The organism is Aureimonas sp. AU4 (assembly GCF_001463765.1).
GTDB lineage: Bacteria > Pseudomonadota > Alphaproteobacteria > Rhizobiales > Rhizobiaceae > Aureimonas.
This window is the reverse complement of sequence record NZ_BBWK01000017.1, coordinates 1-15,397: the sequence shown is the minus strand read 5'-3', so window position 1 is coordinate 15,397 and position 15,397 is coordinate 1. Positions and strand designations below refer to the sequence as shown.

General features: G+C 70.1%; 11 protein-coding genes and 1 pseudogene. 5 read left to right on the top strand and 7 right to left on the bottom strand.

Annotated elements, in window-relative coordinates; genetic code table 11:
- Positions 1 to 7 precede the first annotated feature (7 nt).
- On the bottom strand, positions 8 to 2,950 hold the full coding sequence (uvrB, locus tag AUL35_RS06275; protein ID WP_062013146.1) for an excinuclease ABC subunit UvrB: 2,943 nt from the start codon (positions 2,948 to 2,950) through the stop codon (positions 8 to 10).
- 352 nt (positions 2,951 to 3,302) lie between these two features.
- Between uvrB and AUL35_RS06270 the strand changes: the two genes are divergently transcribed.
- Complete coding sequence (locus AUL35_RS06270) at positions 3,303 to 3,911, top strand: hypothetical protein (protein WP_062013144.1); 609 nt, start codon at positions 3,303 to 3,305, stop codon at positions 3,909 to 3,911.
- 58 nt (positions 3,912 to 3,969) lie between these two features.
- On the opposite strand, the gene AUL35_RS06265 is transcribed toward AUL35_RS06270, so the two are convergent.
- Entirely contained in the window at positions 3,970 to 5,733 is a 1,764-nt protein-coding gene (locus tag AUL35_RS06265; RefSeq protein WP_062013142.1) for an ABC transporter ATP-binding protein, read from the bottom strand.
- A gap of 210 nt (positions 5,734 to 5,943) precedes the next feature.
- On the opposite strand from AUL35_RS06265, the pseudogene AUL35_RS23170 reads away from it, so the two are divergent.
- Positions 5,944 to 7,071 (top strand): annotated as a pseudogene (locus tag AUL35_RS23170) (protoglobin domain-containing protein); the annotation flags it as partial.
- Positions 7,072 to 7,299: 228 nt separating this feature from the next.
- Complete coding sequence (locus AUL35_RS06255) at positions 7,300 to 8,268, top strand: GGDEF domain-containing protein (RefSeq protein ID WP_192847055.1); 969 nt, start codon at positions 7,300 to 7,302, stop codon at positions 8,266 to 8,268.
- Positions 8,269 to 8,286: 18 nt separating this feature from the next.
- Here AUL35_RS06255 and AUL35_RS06250 read toward each other — a convergent pair whose 3' ends face one another.
- Positions 8,287 to 8,640: an acyl-CoA thioesterase gene (locus tag AUL35_RS06250; RefSeq protein WP_062013339.1), complete on the bottom strand. Its 354-nt coding sequence runs from the start codon at positions 8,638 to 8,640 to the stop codon at positions 8,287 to 8,289.
- A gap of 257 nt (positions 8,641 to 8,897) precedes the next feature.
- Between AUL35_RS06250 and AUL35_RS06245 the strand changes: the two genes are divergently transcribed.
- On the top strand, positions 8,898 to 9,383 hold the full coding sequence (locus AUL35_RS06245; RefSeq protein WP_062013136.1) for a PRC-barrel domain-containing protein: 486 nt from the start codon (positions 8,898 to 8,900) through the stop codon (positions 9,381 to 9,383).
- A 57-nt stretch (positions 9,384 to 9,440) separates the two neighbouring features.
- On the opposite strand, the gene AUL35_RS06240 is transcribed toward AUL35_RS06245, so the two are convergent.
- On the bottom strand, positions 9,441 to 10,052 hold the full coding sequence (locus tag AUL35_RS06240; protein ID WP_062013134.1) for a glutathione S-transferase family protein: 612 nt from the start codon (positions 10,050 to 10,052) through the stop codon (positions 9,441 to 9,443).
- A 246-nt stretch (positions 10,053 to 10,298) separates the two neighbouring features.
- On the opposite strand from AUL35_RS06240, the gene AUL35_RS06235 reads away from it, so the two are divergent.
- Entirely contained in the window at positions 10,299 to 11,504 is a 1,206-nt protein-coding gene (locus AUL35_RS06235) for a pyridoxal phosphate-dependent aminotransferase (RefSeq protein ID WP_062013132.1), read from the top strand.
- 46 nt (positions 11,505 to 11,550) lie between these two features.
- On the opposite strand, the gene AUL35_RS06230 is transcribed toward AUL35_RS06235, so the two are convergent.
- The 3 genes from AUL35_RS06230 to trxB form a co-directional block, all read right to left on the bottom strand.
- Positions 11,551 to 12,669, bottom strand: coding sequence for a metallophosphoesterase (locus AUL35_RS06230; RefSeq protein WP_062013130.1), 1,119 nt, complete (start codon positions 12,667 to 12,669; stop codon positions 11,551 to 11,553).
- A 523-nt stretch (positions 12,670 to 13,192) separates the two neighbouring features.
- Complete coding sequence (locus AUL35_RS06225; protein WP_062013128.1) at positions 13,193 to 14,089, bottom strand: LysR family transcriptional regulator; 897 nt, start codon at positions 14,087 to 14,089, stop codon at positions 13,193 to 13,195.
- Positions 14,090 to 14,122: 33 nt separating this feature from the next.
- The gene (trxB, locus tag AUL35_RS06220) at positions 14,123 to 15,103 is read right to left on the bottom strand and encodes a thioredoxin-disulfide reductase (protein WP_062013127.1); all 981 of its coding nucleotides are present in this window, start codon (positions 15,101 to 15,103) and stop codon (positions 14,123 to 14,125) included.
- Positions 15,104 to 15,397: the final 294 nt, after the last annotated feature.

The following is a 15,397-nucleotide window of genomic DNA, read 5'->3' as shown; positions in this document are numbered from 1 at the left end:
GATAGGATCACCGCCCCGGCCGCCCCGTCTTCCCCGGCCGGCGCTTGCGCTTCTTTTCGTCCATCGGGTCCTCGTAGCTGCCCACGCCGATGCGCTCGCGGCGGATCGGCCGCGCGTCGTCGGGGCGTTGGGGGGCGGGGCCACCCTTGGGCTTCTCGGTGCGGCCCACCGTCATCTCGTCCAGCGTGTTCTTGCGGAACAGCGGGCGGTTGGGTGTGGCCGTGTCCGTGCCGGGGCCCATGTCGTCGAGGGTGGGCTTGCTGAAGTAGCTCTGGATCGCTTCGTCGCTGGGCGCCACGCCCCGGCCCAGCGCCTTGACGCCGGAATGGTCGGGCGCCTGGAGACGGGCGGCCAGCGGCTCGCCGTTCGGGCCGAAGCGCGGGTTCTCGCGGTTGCTGCCGCCCTTGCCGCGGCGCTTGCCGCCGCCGTCGTCGCCGAACATCGCGGGCTCGCGGGCGAGCGGGTCGTCGGCGATCGCGAGCTCGGTCGCCTGGAGGCGCTTGATCTCGTCGCGCAGGCGCGCGGCGCGCTCGAAGTCGAGATCGGCGGCGGCGCCCCGCATCTCCTTCTCCAGATGCTCCAGGTGGCTCTTGAGGTTGTTGCCGACCATGGCGCCCGAGGCGGCGTGCGCCCCGGTCTCCACGCGCACGTGGTCCTTCTCGTAGTAGCTGTCGAGAATGTCGGCGATCTTGGCCTTGACCGAGGCCGGCGTGATGCCGTGCTCCGTGTTGTAGGCTTCCTGCTTGTCGCGCCTCCGGTTGGTCTCGGCGATGGCGCGCTCCATAGAGCCCGTGACGTTGTCGGCATAGAGGATGACGCGGCCGTCGACGTTGCGCGCGGCGCGGCCGATGGTCTGGATCAGCGAGGTCTCGGAGCGGAGGAACCCTTCCTTGTCGGCGTCGAGGATGGCGACGAGGCCGCATTCGGGAATGTCGAGGCCCTCGCGCAGGAGGTTGATGCCGACCAGCACGTCGAACGTGCCGAGGCGCAGGTCGCGGATGATCTCGATGCGCTCCAGCGTGTCGATGTCGGAGTGCATGTAGCGCACGCGGATGCCCTGCTCGTGCAGATACTCCGTCAGGTCCTCGGCCATGCGCTTGGTGAGCACGGTGCAAAGCACGCGGTAGCCCTTGGCGGCGACTTCCCTGATCTCGCCCAGGAGGTCGTCGACCTGGGAGCGCGCGGGGCGGATGTCGATCGGGGGATCGGTGAGGCCGGTCGGGCGGATGACCTGCTCGGCGAAGACGCCGCCCGCCTGCTCCATCTCCCACGAGCCGGGCGTCGCGGACACGGCGACGGTCGGCGGGCGCATCGCGTTCCACTCCTCGAAGCGAAGCGGCCGGTTGTCCATGCAGGAGGGGAGGCGGAAGCCGTATTCGGCGAGCGTCGCCTTGCGGCGGAAGTCGCCCCGGTACATCGCGCCGATCTGCGGGATCGTGACGTGGCTCTCGTCGATGAAGACCAGCGCGTTGTCGGGCAGGTACTCGAACAGCGTCGGCGGCGGGTGGCCGGGCTGGCGGCCGGTGAGGTAGCGCGAGTAGTTCTCGATGCCGTTGCACGAGCCCGTCGCCTCGATCATCTCGACGTCGAAGGTGACGCGCTGCTCCAGCCGCTGGGCCTCCAGCAGGCGCCCGGCCTTGTTGAGCTCGACGAGGCGGTGGCGCAGCTCCTCCTTGATGCTCTTCACCGCCTGCTGCAGCGTCGGGCGGGGCGTGACGTAGTGCGAGTTGGCGTAGATCTTCACCGACTTGAGGTCGTCGGTCTTGGAGCCCGTCAGCGGGTCGAACTCGTGGATCGCCTCGATCTCGTCGCCGAACAGCGAGATGCGCCAGGCGCGGTCCTCCAAGTGGGCGGGGAAGATCTCGATCGTGTCGCCCCGCACGCGGAAACTACCGCGCGTGAAGTCCATGTCGCGGCGCTTGTACTGCTGGGCGACGAGGTCGGCGAGCAACTGGCGCTGGTCGAGCCGGTCGCCGACGCTCATCTGGAAGGTCATCGCGGTGTAGGTCTCGACCGAGCCGATGCCGTAGATGCAGGACACCGAGGCCACGATGATGACGTCGTCGCGCTCCAAGAGCGCGCGGGTCGCGGCGTGGCGCATGCGGTCGATCTGCTCGTTGATCGAGGATTCCTTCTCGATGAACGTGTCGGAGCGCGGGACGTAGGCTTCCGGCTGGTAGTAGTCGTAGTAGGAAACGAAGTACTCCACCGCGTTGTCGGGGAAGAAGCTCTTGAACTCGCCGTAGAGCTGGGCCGCCAGCGTCTTGTTGGGCGCGAGGATCAGCGCGGGGCGCTGCGTGCGCTCGATGACGTTGGCGACCGTGAAGGTCTTGCCCGAGCCGGTGACGCCGAGCAGCACCTGCGTCTGCTCGCTCGAGTCGGTGATGCCCGACACGAGCTCCTTGATCGCGGTCGGCTGGTCGCCCTTGGGCTCGTAGTCCGACGCGATGCGGAAGGCATGGCCGCCCTCGGACTTCGCCGGGCGCACGGGGCGGTGCGGGATCCAAAGCTCGCCGTCCTTGAACAGCGGGTTGCCGGACGCGATGAGGTCCTGCAGCGCCTGGACCGTGGCGGTGACGCCGCCAGCGGGTAGGGCAGCGGCGTCCTCCAGGCTCACGTCCATGCCGGCCACGGGGTTGAGGCCGGCGGCGGCGCGCGCCTTGGGGTCGGTGGCGATGCCGACCGAGGTGCCGCGCGCGGTCTTCGTCTGCCGGGGCGGCTTGGCCGGGGAGGAGGGCTTCTTCGCCTTGGCGGGCTTCTCGGCGGCCTTGCGCTCGGCCTCCTCCTCCAACCCTTGCGCGATCTGGTCGGCCCAGCCCGACAGGGGGCCGACAAGCGGCGAGCCGGTGAGCTCGGCCTGGGGCGCCTCCGCCATGCCGGCAGGGCCGTTGAGGCTCTCCGAGGCGTCGGAATAGTCGAGGATCGGCGAGCGGCGCGGGGTCTTGGGCATGGCGCGAATATGGGCTGGGGCGACGTGAGAATAAAGGGGGAACGGACAAGTGGCGCGCGCGGAGCGGGGCGCGAATGTCGCAGCCTTCGAGCGGTTTCGTTCATCCTTCGCTTACCAAGACCCCGTAGCTTCGCCCTCATCCGCTCGAGTTTCGCGGACCAGAACCGGGGCCCGCCATTGTATCTCGTAGAGGCGGCGCCAGTGTCCCCGCGTTCCCCAGCGCCCGCCGACCCTTGTTCGCGGCGGCGGGCGCACCGGTCCCGTCACGATGCCGTCACGGCAACGCTTCCGCGACCGGCGCGTTGGGAGCCCACGGACGCTCGGGTCCGTGGATCCAACAGGACAAGCCCGAATGTTGAAGCAACTCACCCTGGCCGCTCTGCTGGCGGCGTCGGCCGTGCCGCTCGCCCACGCGCAGGAGCGCGACAACGAGGATGACTACCGCATCGAGCGTCCCGACCGGGATCGCGATGCCGACCGCGACAAGGACCGCGACCGGGATCGCGACCGCTACGAGGACCGCGCGGACCGCCGCGACGACCGCCCCGATCCCTCGCCGCGCGACATGCGCTGGGGCGACCGCTGGGCGCGCGCCGACGAGCCGGGCCCGCGCCCGGGCGGCCCGCGCGACATGGCCGGCATGGGCCCGCACGGCATGGGCCCGCACGGCATGGGTCCGCGAGGCGACGGCCCGCGCCGCGGCCCGCCCCCGCCGCCGCCGATGGCCGGCTTCTCGATCGACCTCGGCGCGGGCCGCTCGCTCGACGTGCGCTGCGGCGACGAGCAGATCGCGGACTGCATCGAGGCCGCGCAGCCGATCATCTCGGCGATGCGCGGCGAGGCCGGCACCGAGGTTCCCCCACCGCCGCGCTCGCTCGTGACCCCGCCCGAGAACGGCGCCACCCCGCCGCCGCCGCCGCCGGCCGGCGATGCGGCACCGACCCCGCCGCCCGCCAACTAAGGGCGTAGAGCAAGAAAAGGCCGGCGCTCGCAGGGGCGCCGGCCTTTCCCTTTCGTGATCAGGCGGCCGGCGAGCGCCGTCCGGCCAAGCCCGCGTCGTTGGCGCCCACGGCGATCTCCTGCGCCTCGATCAGGCGACGATAGGGGCCGCCGGCGCGCAGGAGTTCGGCATGGCTGCCGGTCTCGGCGATGCGTCCCGCCTCGATCACCGCGATGCGGTCGGCATGGCGGATCGTGGACAGGCGATGGGCGATCACCAGGCTGGTGCGCCCCTCGGAGAGTTCCGTCAGAGACGCCTGGATCAGCCGCTCGGTCTCGGTGTCGAGCGCCGAGGTCGCCTCGTCGAGGATCAGGATGTCGGGATCCTTGAGGAACATGCGCGCGATCGACAGGCGCTGCTTCTGCCCGCCCGAGAGCTTCACGCCGCGCTCGCCCACCACCGTGTCGAGCCCTTCCGGCAGAACCGCCACCGTCTCCTCCAGCCGCGCGCGGCGCAGCGCCGAGACGATCTCGCCCTCCGTGGCGTCGAGGCGGCCATAGGCGATGTTCTCGCGGATCGTGCCGCCGAACAGGAAGACGTCCTGCTGCACGACCCCGATGCGTCGGCGCAGGTCTCGGAGCCGCATCTGCCGGATGTCGATCCCGTCGATCAGGATCGCGCCGCCGGTGACGTCGTAGAAGCGGGGAACCAGCGAGCAGATCGTGGTCTTGCCGGCGCCCGACGGACCCACGAAGGCGACCGTCTCGCCGGGGCGCACCTCGAGGTCGATGCCCTGGAGAACGGGACGCCCGGACCGGTAGCCGAAGCGCACGTCGCGAAACGAGAGGGCGCCGGTCAGCCTCTCCACCGCGACGGCGCCCGGCGCGTCTACGATGTCGGGCTCGGTGTCCAGGAACTCGGTGTAGCGGCGGAAGCCCGCGATGCCCTTCGGATAGGTCTCGAGCACGGCCGCGATCTTCTCGACCGGCCGGAAGAAGACGTTGACGAGGAGCAGGAAGCCAACGAAGCCGCCGTAGCTGAGATCGTTCCCGATCACGAACCAGGTGCCGGCCAGCATCACGATGACCTGCGTCAGGCGCATCGACAGGTAGTTCAGCGACTGGCTCATGGCCATGATGCGGTAGGCGTCGAGCTTGCGCGCGCGGTAGCCCTGGTTGTTGACGTCGAACAGCGCGCGCTCGTGATCCTCGTTGGCGAAGCTCTTCACCACGCGGATGCCGCCGACATTCTCCTCGATCCGCGTGTTGAAGTCGGCGACCGATCCGTAGATCGCGTGCCAGGTCCGCGTCATGCGGTTGCCGTAGCGCGCCGTCAGCCAGGTGCCGAGCGGCACCACGACGGCCGTGATCAGCGCCAGCTCGACATGCACCGAGACCATCAGCAGGAAGGCGCCGACGAAAGTCATCACGGCGATGAACAGGTCCTCCGGCCCGTGATGGGCGACCTCGCCGATCTCCTCCAGGTCCTTGGTGAGCCGGCCGACGAGATGGCCGGTCTTGCGCTCGTCGAAATAGCCGAAGCTCAGCTTCTGGAGATGGTCGAAGGCGCGCCGGCGCATCTCCGTCTCGATGTTGATGCCGAGCATGTGGCCCCAATAGGTGACCACCGCCATGAGGCCGGTGTTGAGCGCGTAGATCAGGAGCAGGCCGAGCGAGGCGAGGACGATCAGGCCCCAGTCGCCGCCCGGCAGGAGGTCGTCAATGAAGAGCTTCACCGCGATCGGAAAGCCGAGCTCCAGAAGACCGGCCACGACCGCGCAGGTGAAGTCGACGAGGAAGAGGCCGCGCCACGGCGCGTAGTACGAGAAGAAGCGGGCAAGCATCGGCAGGCATTTCGCTGGAGGGCGGGCGGCGCGGGGAGGCGGCGCACGCGGGGGAGCCACGGCGCATTTGCCCCTTCCTGACCGTGCTTGTCCACAATGGACCGCCGCCGCGATCCGACGCGTCGGGTGGGGAAGGGCGTCTAAGTAATCGTCCCGAAGAGACCCTTAGCGGCTGCTTCACGGTGCGCCTTCATCCTTGGCACGGCAATCATGCGCGCAGGAACGGCGGCGACGGCGATGGACAGGTCCTTTCAAGAGCGTCTCGACTTCCTCGGCATCGGGCCCGAGTCCCTGGCGGCGCTCGCGCCCCATCGCGAACTCGTGGGCCGCGCGGTGGAACGGGCGCTCGGCACGTTCTACGCGCAGGTCGAGGCGACGCCCGAGGTCCGCCGCTTCTTTCCCGACGACAAGCGGCTCGACGCCGCGCGCGCCGCGCAGGGCGATCACTGGAGCCGCATCGCGGCGGGCGCGATCGACGCGGGCTATGCCGAGAACGCCCAACGCATCGGCCGCGTCCATGCGCGCATCGGCCTCGAGCCGCGCTGGCATCTGGGCGGCTACGCCTTGATCCTGGAGACCATGATCGCCGAGCTGGTTCCCGCCCTCGCGGGCCGGGGGCTCGGGGGGCGTCGACGCACGCGCGAGGCGGCGCAGATCGTCGGCACGCTCGTGAAGCTCGCGGTTCTCGACATGGATCTCGGCATCTCGACCTATTTCGAGGCGCTGGAGGCGGAAAAGGCCACGCTCGACGCCGAGCGTCAGCGTCTGGCCGACGAGCAGGCCCGCTCGCTCGGCGACGCCTCCTCGACGATGGAGGAGATGACCGCCAACATCCGCCAGAACGCCGACAACGCGGGTCGCACCGAGAAGCTGGCCCTGGAAGCCTCGACCAGCGCGGCGCTGGGGGGCGAGGCGGTCGCCGCGTCGGTCGGCGCGATGCGCACCATCGCCGAGCGCGTCTCGGTGGTGCAGGAGATCGCGCGCCAGACCGATCTCCTGGCGCTGAACGCGGCGATCGAGGCGGCCCGGGCGGGGGCCCACGGCAAGGGCTTCGCGGTGGTGGCGAGCGAGGTGCGCAAGCTCGCCGAGCGGGCGGCGCGGGCGGCGAGCGAGATCGAGACGCTGACGGCCGAGACGCTGCGCACCTCCGAGGCGGCCGGCGACAGCCTGGCGGCGCTGGTGCCCCATATCAAGCGCACCACCGAGCTTGTGTCGGAAATCTCGGCGGCCTGCCGCGAGCAGTCGGTCGGCGCCGAGCAGATCAACGAGGTGCTGCAGCGGCTCGACCAGTCCGGCCAGATGCTGAGTTCGGCCGCCACGGCCAAACCCGCCGCGGCGAGGCCCGGACTGGCGCGCGCCGCCTGAGGCGCCGCGCGCCCGCACGAAGGAAGCCCGCCCTCCCGACGCGCGCGCGAGGGGCGCTCGCGAGCCCGGCATCGACTGATCTCCTATGCCGCTGACCGAACGGAAGGCGATGCGGGGCCAAGACCTGCGCCGTGCTCAAGGGCCTTTGTTCATGATTTTCCACGCAACATGTCTGGCTTCGAGGCGCGCGGGGACTTGCAGATGAAGGAGGTCGAGCGTGACGACGCGGCGCGGGAGGATCTCGTCCCCGATCTTCTGGACATGCTCCGCCATTCGGTCGCGCTGGTCGGCCTCTATGACCGGGACGAAATCCTGCGCTACGCCAACGAGGCCTTTCGCGCCGCCTACTTCCTGGCGCCGGACGAGCGGATCGACTGGCAGACGCTCATGCGCCGCAACTTCGCGGCCCGCCGGGGCACCGTCATCGAGACCGACGATATCGAGAGCTGGATATCCTCGGTCCGGTCCCGCCGGGGCAAGTCGCGCCAGCGCACCTACGAGAGCGATCTCCACGGCGGCCGCTTCATCTGGGTGAACGAGACCCGGCGCGACGACGGCTGGATCCTCTATGTCGGCACGGACGTGACCCAGCTGAACGTGTCCGAACGCCATCTGCGGCTCCTGAACGACAAGCTGTCGCGCCAGTCGTTCACCGACGAGCTGACCGGCGTCTCCAACCGGCGTCATGTCCTCGGCCAGCTTCAGGCCGCGCTGGACGAGGGGCAGGCGGGATGGGCCTGCCTCCTGGACATCGACCACTTCAAGGCGATCAACGACGCCTGCGGACACCAGACGGGCGACGACGTCCTGGTCGCGGTCGCCCAGACCGTCCGAAGGACCCTCCGGCTGACGGACGGCTTCGGGCGCGTCGGCGGGGAGGAGTTCCTGATCCTCTTCGCCCAGCAGCCGTTCGACGACGTGATGTCGACGCTGCGGCGGCTCCAGGCCGCGATCGGGGGCCTCGACGTCCTGCGGGGGCCTGCGGCGCGCAGGATCACGGTCTCGGGAGGCGTGACCGACGTTTCGCGCAAGGACACGCAGGCCCAGGTCCTGCGACGTGCCGATCTCGGCCTCTACCGCGCCAAGGAGAACGGTCGCGACCGCCTACACGTCGTGGCGTCGGACGATCGCTTCGAGGCCCCCGCGCTTGCTCGAGGCGAAGCCGGGTGACGCCGAGCCCGCCGGTTCTCAGGGCGCGATCGGGGGCGGAGCCGCTCCGACGGCGGCCGGGCGACCGGCGGCGTCGAGATGCACCATCACGAAGACGCCCTCGGTGACCTTCTCGCGCACGGGCCGCAGGTAGCGCCGCGCCCAGGCCTCGGCGCGGATGCGGATCGAGGTGCGGCCGACATGCTCCACCCGCGTGTAGACGCAGAGCGTGTCGCCCACATGCACCGGGCGCCGGAAGGCCAGCGTCTCCACCGCCGCCGTGACGACGCGCCCGCCCGCGCGCTCGGCGCCCCGGATGCCCGCCGCCAGGTCCATCTGCGCCATGACCCATCCGCCGAAGACGTCGCCCGCCGCGTTCATGTCGGCGGGCATGGCCTGGACGCGGATCGTCAGGTCGCCGCTGGGCTGGTCTTCGGTATCGTCCGGGGTCAAGCGGCGTGTCCTTGCAGGGTCGCGAAGCGGAAGGGTTCGGCAGCTTGCCGCAGCCGGGGTGGCGACCGCAAGCGCGGCCCGGCTGCGGGTTTGCGCTCCGGAAGAGGGAACCGAACAGATTGTCGCAGCCTTTGGGACGGGAAGGCGGGCCGCTCCGGCGGCCGGCCTCGACCAACTCAGTGTTCAAGGATCGTATCATGAAGCGTCTCGCCCTCGTCGCCCTCGCCTCGCTCGCCGCCACCGGCGCCGCCCTCGCCCAGACCACGCCCGCGACGACGACCGCGCCCGCCACGACGACCGCGGCGCCCGCGACCACGGGCATGGCGCCCGCCGCGACCGCAACCGGCGGCGACTTCGTGACCCTGACGCCGCCGACGGCCGGCGCGATGCCGACCTACTTCCGCACGGGCGAGCTGGACGACAAGGACGTCTACGGCGCCAACAACGAGAAGATCGGCGAGATCGAGGACTTCATCGTCAACGCGGACGGCTCGATCCAGGCCGTGGTCGTCGAGGTCGGCGGCTTCCTCGGCATCGGCGAGAAGGACGTCCTCGTGAACTGGAAGTCGATGCAGCTGGCGATGGACGGCGACGACCTGCGCGTCAATGCGCCGAGCCTGACCCGCGAGACGCTGACCTCGGCGCCCGCCACCGACCTCAAGGCCCTCGGCCTCGACGACTGATCGCGCCGGCACGCATCAAGGGCCCGCTCCGCATCGTCGGGGCGGGCTTTTTCGTGTCTAGACCGCCTCGCGCGGCCGGTAGCCCGGCAGGTCGGCGATCCGCGCCAGCCACTCGCGCACGGCGGGCAGGGGGGCAAGGTCGAAGCCGCCTTCGCGCGCGGTCGCCGTGTAGGGATAGAGCGCGACGTCGGCGACGCTCGGCCGCTCGCCGCCGAAGAACGGGGCGCCGGACAGGTGCCGCTCCATCGTGGCGAGCGCCGCCTCGCCGTTGCGCAGCAGAAGCGCCATGCGCTCCGGCGTCGCCTGGGGAGCGCGCTCGGGATAGACGGTGAGCGCCCGGCGCACCGCGACCGAGACCTCGTGCGCGTTCTGCTCGAAGAACATCCAGGCCAGCGTGCGGGCCCGCGCGAAGCGCTCCTCGGGCAGGAAAGGCGTGCCATCCGCCAGATACACGAGGATGGCGTCGGACTCGGGCAGGACGCGGCCGTCGGGCAGTTCCAGGAGGGGACACTGGCCAGCGGGGTTGCGCGCGAGAAACTCCGGCGTGCGGGTCGAGCCGTCGCGGGTCGACACCTCGCGGTGCTCGAAGGGAAGGCCGAGAAGGTGGCACAGGAGGCGCGGCTTCCAGCAGTTGCCGCTGTCGATCATGCCGTGGATCACGTAGCGCATGAGGCGTTCCTCGTCGTGGCGTCGGACCTGAGCCTTTGCCCCATCGCGGCGGGGCGCGCCAATTCCGTTTCGTGCGCGCGCCCATCAGCGATTCTGATGCATCGCGCCACGGGCGCCCGGCTTCTTGCATCGCACACAGGCCGGGACTAGGGTCCGCCGATTTTCGGCGGCCGGCTCCTGCGCGGACCGTGCCGGCCCGAGGATCGTCCGCCCTCGTCTTTCGCCCCGACATCCGGAGCCGCCCCCATGAGCTTTCTCGCCGCATCGCTGGACCGCGTGAAGCCCTCCGCCACCATCGCCGTGTCCCAGAAGGCGCGCGAGCTCAAGGCCAAGGGCATGGACGTGATCGGGCTGGGCGCGGGCGAGCCGGACTTCGACACGCCCGACAACATCAAGCAGGCGGCCGTGGAGGCCATCGCGCGTGGCGAGACCAAGTACACCCCGATCTCCGGCATTCCCGAGCTGCGCCAGGCGATCTCGGCGAAGTTCAAGCGCGAGAACGGGCTCGACTACAAGCCCGAGCAGACCATCGTCTCGACGGGCGGCAAGCACGTCCTGTTCAACGCCTTCATGGCGACGCTCAACCCCGGCGACGAGGTGATCATCCCCGCGCCCTACTGGGTGAGCTATCCCGAGATGGTGGCTCTGTGCGGCGGCACGCCCGTCATCGTCGAGACGCGCCAGGAGGACGGCTTCAAGCTGACGGCGGAGGCGCTGGAGCGCGCGATCACGCCGCGCACCAAGTGGTTCCTGTTCAACTCGCCCTCGAACCCGTCGGGCGCAGCCTATAGCCATGCCGAGCTGAAGCAGCTGACCGACGTGCTCGTTCGCCACGAGCATGTGTGGGTGATGACCGACGACATGTACGAGCATCTCGTCTATGGCGACTTCCGCTTCGCCACCCCGGCCGAGGTCGAGCCGGCGCTCTATGATCGCACGATCACGATCAACGGCGTCTCCAAGGCCTACGCCATGACGGGCTGGCGCATCGGCTATGCCGGCGGGCCGCTCAAGCTCATCAAGGCGATGGACATGATCCAGGGCCAGCAGACCTCGGGCGCCTGCTCGATCGCGCAGTGGGCGGCGGTGGAGGCGCTGAACGGCACCCAGGACTTCATCCCGCGCAACCGCGAGATCTTCGAGCGCCGTCGCGACCTCGTGGTCTCCATGCTGAACCAAGCGCGCGGCATCGAGTGTCCCTCGCCGGAAGGCGCCTTCTACGTCTACCCCTCGGTCAAGGGCACGATCGGCAAGCGCGCGCCGAACGGGACGACGATCGCGACCGACGAGGACTTCGTGACGGCGCTCCTCGAGGCGGAGGGCGTCGCCGTGGTGCATGGATCGGCCTTTGGTCTCGGCCCGAACTTCCGCCTGAGCTACGCCACGTCCGACCAGCTCCTGGAGGAAGCCTGCACGCGCATCCAGCGCTTCTGCGGAGCGCTGGAGGGCTGAAACGAGACGCCTCGCGCCGGGGCCACCGCGTGCCCCGGCGTCATTGCTACCACTTGCGCCCGTTGGCGTTGGGCCCGAGCCGGCCGCCCGGAATGCCCTTCCCGGGCCAGTTGCGCACCGAATGGACGTCACGCCCGAGCGCGATCGCCGCACCGCGCTTGGGCCGCTCTCGCGCGCCCCGCAGAAGCACGTCCACCGTGTCGCTGTCGGTCTCGCCGGCCGCGCTGCGGGCGGTGACGGTGAGCCGGTGCAGCCCGTCGGGCACGCCGTCGAGGCGGCCGTGCCATGTTCCCTCGTCGCCGCGCGACAGCTCGATCCCGCGCCCGTCGCCCAGACGCGCGGTGACGCTGGGGGCCTCGCCCGCCGCGAACACCTCGGCCCGAACCTCGATCGCGCCGTCCGGAACCTGGCTGCGCGACTGAGGATCGGTGACGAGCCGCGTGTCGCAAGGCGACGTCACGAGCACGAAGGGGCCGTGATGGCCCATCTCGCGGAAGCGCCAGGACAGGACGTCGCCGTCGAGCGCCGAAACGGAGAAGCCGGGCGCGCCCTCCTCGATCTCGCCGGTGGAGCGCGTCGCGCCGTAGACGACGTGGCCGTCGTTCAGGAGATCGTTGTAGTGGGTGTGGCCGGTGCCGACATAGGCGACGCCGCCCGACGCAAAGAGCGCGGCCACCTCGTCGCCGCCCTCGCGCAGGTCGCCCGGAAAGGCGTGCATGAAGACCACCGTGCGCCGCGCGGCGGCCGTGTCGGCCAGCGTGCGCCGCAGCCAGGCGGTCTGCTCGCGCCCGAGGCGGAAGTCCGGCCCGCCCGAGCCGGCGCTGACGATGTCGAGGAAGACGACGCGCGTGTCGCCGTGCATCTGCGCCCGCGGCAGGGACTCGGGCGCGAGCAGCGCGCGGAAGTCGTCGAGATGCCCCGCCTCGAAGTCGTGGTCGCCCGGCAGGACGTGGAGCGGCGCCTGAAGCTGCCGTCCGGTCTCGGCCACGCGCCGGAACTGCTCGGGTGTCGCATGGTTGGCGTTGTCGCCCGGCAGCACGGCGAAGTCGATCCGATCCGAGAAATCTCGGTTGGCCTCGTCGACGAGTTGACGGAAGCGCCCGAGGCTCTCCCAGTCGTCGCCCTCGCAGGCATGAAGGTCGCCGAACTGCAGCCAGCGCAGCATGGGGAACGTTCCTTTCCGGCAAGCCGACGAACGCGGGCCGCGGCCGAGGGGAGGCGCGCCGACGCGGTGTCGGAATCGCTTGTTGGGTCTGCGCCTCACGGCTCCGTGAGGTGTGCCTATAGCGCCCGTTCGCGCCTCCGGGTTCCCTTGAGGAAGAGATGCGCGAGAAGTTTTTACAGTATTTTCAAAGTATATCAGGAAGACTTACGAAGCGAAGTTTTCCGTCGCGACGCCGTCGCGACGACGTTTCGGCGCAGCGCGGGAGCAGGCAGCCACGCCCGGGCCGCCAGAAAAAAGCCGGGTGCCCTCGCGAGACCCGGCCGGAAAGTGAGGGTCCGCGAGGACCCCTTGGGAGGAAACAATCGGGGGCGGGCGCCCGGGAGGAGAATGGCTGACCCTTCCGACTCCGGTTCCAGCTAGGCGCGGCGATCCTGGCGACCAGTGCGCCCGATGCGGGGCGCGCATGTGCGGACTGCATGGAACCCGCCCGCGCAGCGTGCGTTCGCGCGAGGCCCTCGGGTCTTCAGTAGGACCAGGTCCGCGCCTTGCCGATCAGGAAGTCGCGGAAGACCTTGAGCTTGGCCGCGTCGCGCAGCTGCTCAGGATAGCAGAGGTAGGTGTCGAACGAGGCGAGGTTCAGTTCCGGCAGGACCTGCACCAGCGAGGTGTCCTTGTCGATCATGTAGTCCGGCAGGAGGGCCAGCCCGATACCGCGCTCGATCGCCGACTTCATCGCCATCAGGTTGTTGATCTGGAGGATCGGCTGGCGGCTCTGCCCGTCGGGCAGGCCCGCCGTCTCCAGCGCGTTGAGGTTCCGGAGGTAGTTGGGCGCGGGCTCGCCGAAGGTGATGATGCGGTGACGCTCGAGGTCGTCGGTGGTCTGGGGGGTGCCGAAGCGCGCGAGGTAGCTCGGCGCCGCGTAGACGTGCAGATGCACCGTGAAGAGGCGGCGCTGGATGAGGTCGGGCTGCTGCGGCTGGCGCAGGCGGATCGCGCAGTCCGCCTTTCGCATGGTGAGGTCGATCTCCTCGTTGTCGAAGACGAGCTGGAGCTCGAGCTCGGGATAGAGCTCCAGGAACTCCTGGGCGCGCTGCGTCAGCCAGCCGGAGCCCAGGCCCACCGTGGTGGTGACGCGCAGCTTGCCGGTCGGCTTCTCGCGCGTCTCGGTGAGCTGCATGCGCACCGTTTCCAGCTGGCGCAGGACGTCGCTGGCGGTCTGGTAGAGAAGCTCGCCCGGCTCCGACAGGACGAGGCCGCGCGCATGGCGGTGGAAGAGCGGCGCGCCGATCTCCTGCTCCAGCGCCGCGACCTGTCGCGAGATGGCCGACTGCGACAGGTTCAGCGTGTTGGCGGCATGGGTGAAGGAGCCGGCCTCGGCGGCGGCGTGAAAGATGCGCAGCTTGTCCCAGTCGAGCGCCATCGTCCGCCCCGTCCTCCCCCTTCGAGACGAATGCTACTCGGCGGCCTCGCGAACGCCGTCCCCGTGCACCACGATCTGCGAGGCGAGCCAGCGCTCGGCCTCCAGCGCCGCCATGCAGCCGAGCCCCGCCGCCGTCACCGCCTGGCGGTAGACGTCGTCGGCGACGTCGCCGGCCGCGAACACGCCCTCGACGGACGTGCGCGTCGTGCCCGGCTCGACCCAGAGGTAGTCGCCATCCTTCTTGCGCAGCTGGTCGCCGAAGACCTGCGTGGCGGGCGCATGGCCGATCGCGACGAAGACGCCGTGGGCGGCGAGGTCGCTGAGCTCGCCTGTCTCGCGGTCGCGCAGGCGAACGCCTGTCACGGACTTGTGCGGCACCGTCTCGCCGAGAACCTCGGCCACTTCCGCGTTCCAGACGACGCGCACGTTGTCCTTGGCGAACAGGCGGTTCTGCATGATGCGCTCGGCGCGGAACTGGTCGCGCCGATGGACCACGGTGACGCTCTTCGCGATATGCGACAGGTACAGCGCCTCCTCGACGGCGGTGTTGCCGCCGCCCACCACCACCACGTCCTTGCCGCGATAGAAGAAGCCGTCGCAGGTCGCGCAGGCCGAGACGCCGAAGCCCTGGAAGGCGGCCTCGCTGTCGAGGCCGAGCCAGCGGGCCTGCGCGCCGGTCGCGATGATCACGGCGTCCGCCGTGTAGGTGGTGCCGGAGTCGCCCCGGAAGCGGAAGGGGCGCACCGAGAGGTCGGCCTCGACGATGAGATCGGAGGCCATCTCGGCGCCGACGTTGAGCGCTTGGTTCTTCATCTCCTCCATCAGGAACGGTCCGGCCACCGGATCGCGGTAGCCCGGATAGTTCTCGACGTCGGAGGTGATCGTGAGCTGGCCACCCTCCTGCAGCCCGGCGACGAGCAGCGGCTTCATCATGGCGCGGGCGGCGTAGATCGCGGCCGTGTAGCCGGCGGGGCCGGAGCCGATCACGAGGACGCTGGAATGACGCTGGGTCATGGGATGGCACTCGGCTTGTGGGTCGCGGTCCGACATGGGCTCTGGCGCGGCTCTCTTCAATAGGGGAGGGCGAGGCCGGCTGGCAACAGCGGGAGTGGCCGCCGCGCCACAGTTCCTCAACTCTCTTGCCGCATGATGAAGTGGCGCGGCTGGACGCCCGCCGGGCCGCGGACTAATCATGTCGCCTCTTGAACAGCCGCGCGCGGGACGCCTTCGTCCCGCCGAACCAGTCCGATCCAGCGGCGGATCGATCCGGCCGGCAAGCGGGGAGGGACTGACGTGACGGATCATATC

Excerpts from the sequence above, each read along its gene's own strand:
- AUL35_RS06250 (WP_062013339.1), bottom strand. The coding sequence starts at position 8,640 with ATGCCCGCCGACATGAACGCGGCGGGCGACGTCTTCGGCGGATGGGTC.
- AUL35_RS06225 (WP_062013128.1), bottom strand. The coding sequence starts at position 14,089 with ATGGCGCTCGACTGGGACAAGCTGCGCATCTTTCACGCCGCCGCCGAG.
- AUL35_RS06270 (WP_062013144.1), top strand. The coding sequence starts at position 3,303 with ATGTTGAAGCAACTCACCCTGGCCGCTCTGCTGGCGGCGTCGGCCGTG.
- AUL35_RS06240 (WP_062013134.1), bottom strand. The coding sequence starts at position 10,052 with ATGCGCTACGTGATCCACGGCATGATCGACAGCGGCAACTGCTGGAAG.
- AUL35_RS06255 (WP_192847055.1), top strand. The coding sequence starts at position 7,300 with ATGAAGGAGGTCGAGCGTGACGACGCGGCGCGGGAGGATCTCGTCCCC.
- AUL35_RS06230 (WP_062013130.1), bottom strand. The coding sequence starts at position 12,669 with ATGCTGCGCTGGCTGCAGTTCGGCGACCTTCATGCCTGCGAGGGCGAC.
- AUL35_RS06235 (WP_062013132.1), top strand. The coding sequence starts at position 10,299 with ATGAGCTTTCTCGCCGCATCGCTGGACCGCGTGAAGCCCTCCGCCACC.
- AUL35_RS06245 (WP_062013136.1), top strand. The coding sequence starts at position 8,898 with ATGAAGCGTCTCGCCCTCGTCGCCCTCGCCTCGCTCGCCGCCACCGGC.
- AUL35_RS06265 (WP_062013142.1), bottom strand. The coding sequence starts at position 5,733 with ATGCTTGCCCGCTTCTTCTCGTACTACGCGCCGTGGCGCGGCCTCTTC.
- uvrB (WP_062013146.1), bottom strand. The coding sequence starts at position 2,950 with ATGCCCAAGACCCCGCGCCGCTCGCCGATCCTCGACTATTCCGACGCC.
- trxB (WP_062013127.1), bottom strand. The coding sequence starts at position 15,103 with ATGACCCAGCGTCATTCCAGCGTCCTCGTGATCGGCTCCGGCCCCGCC.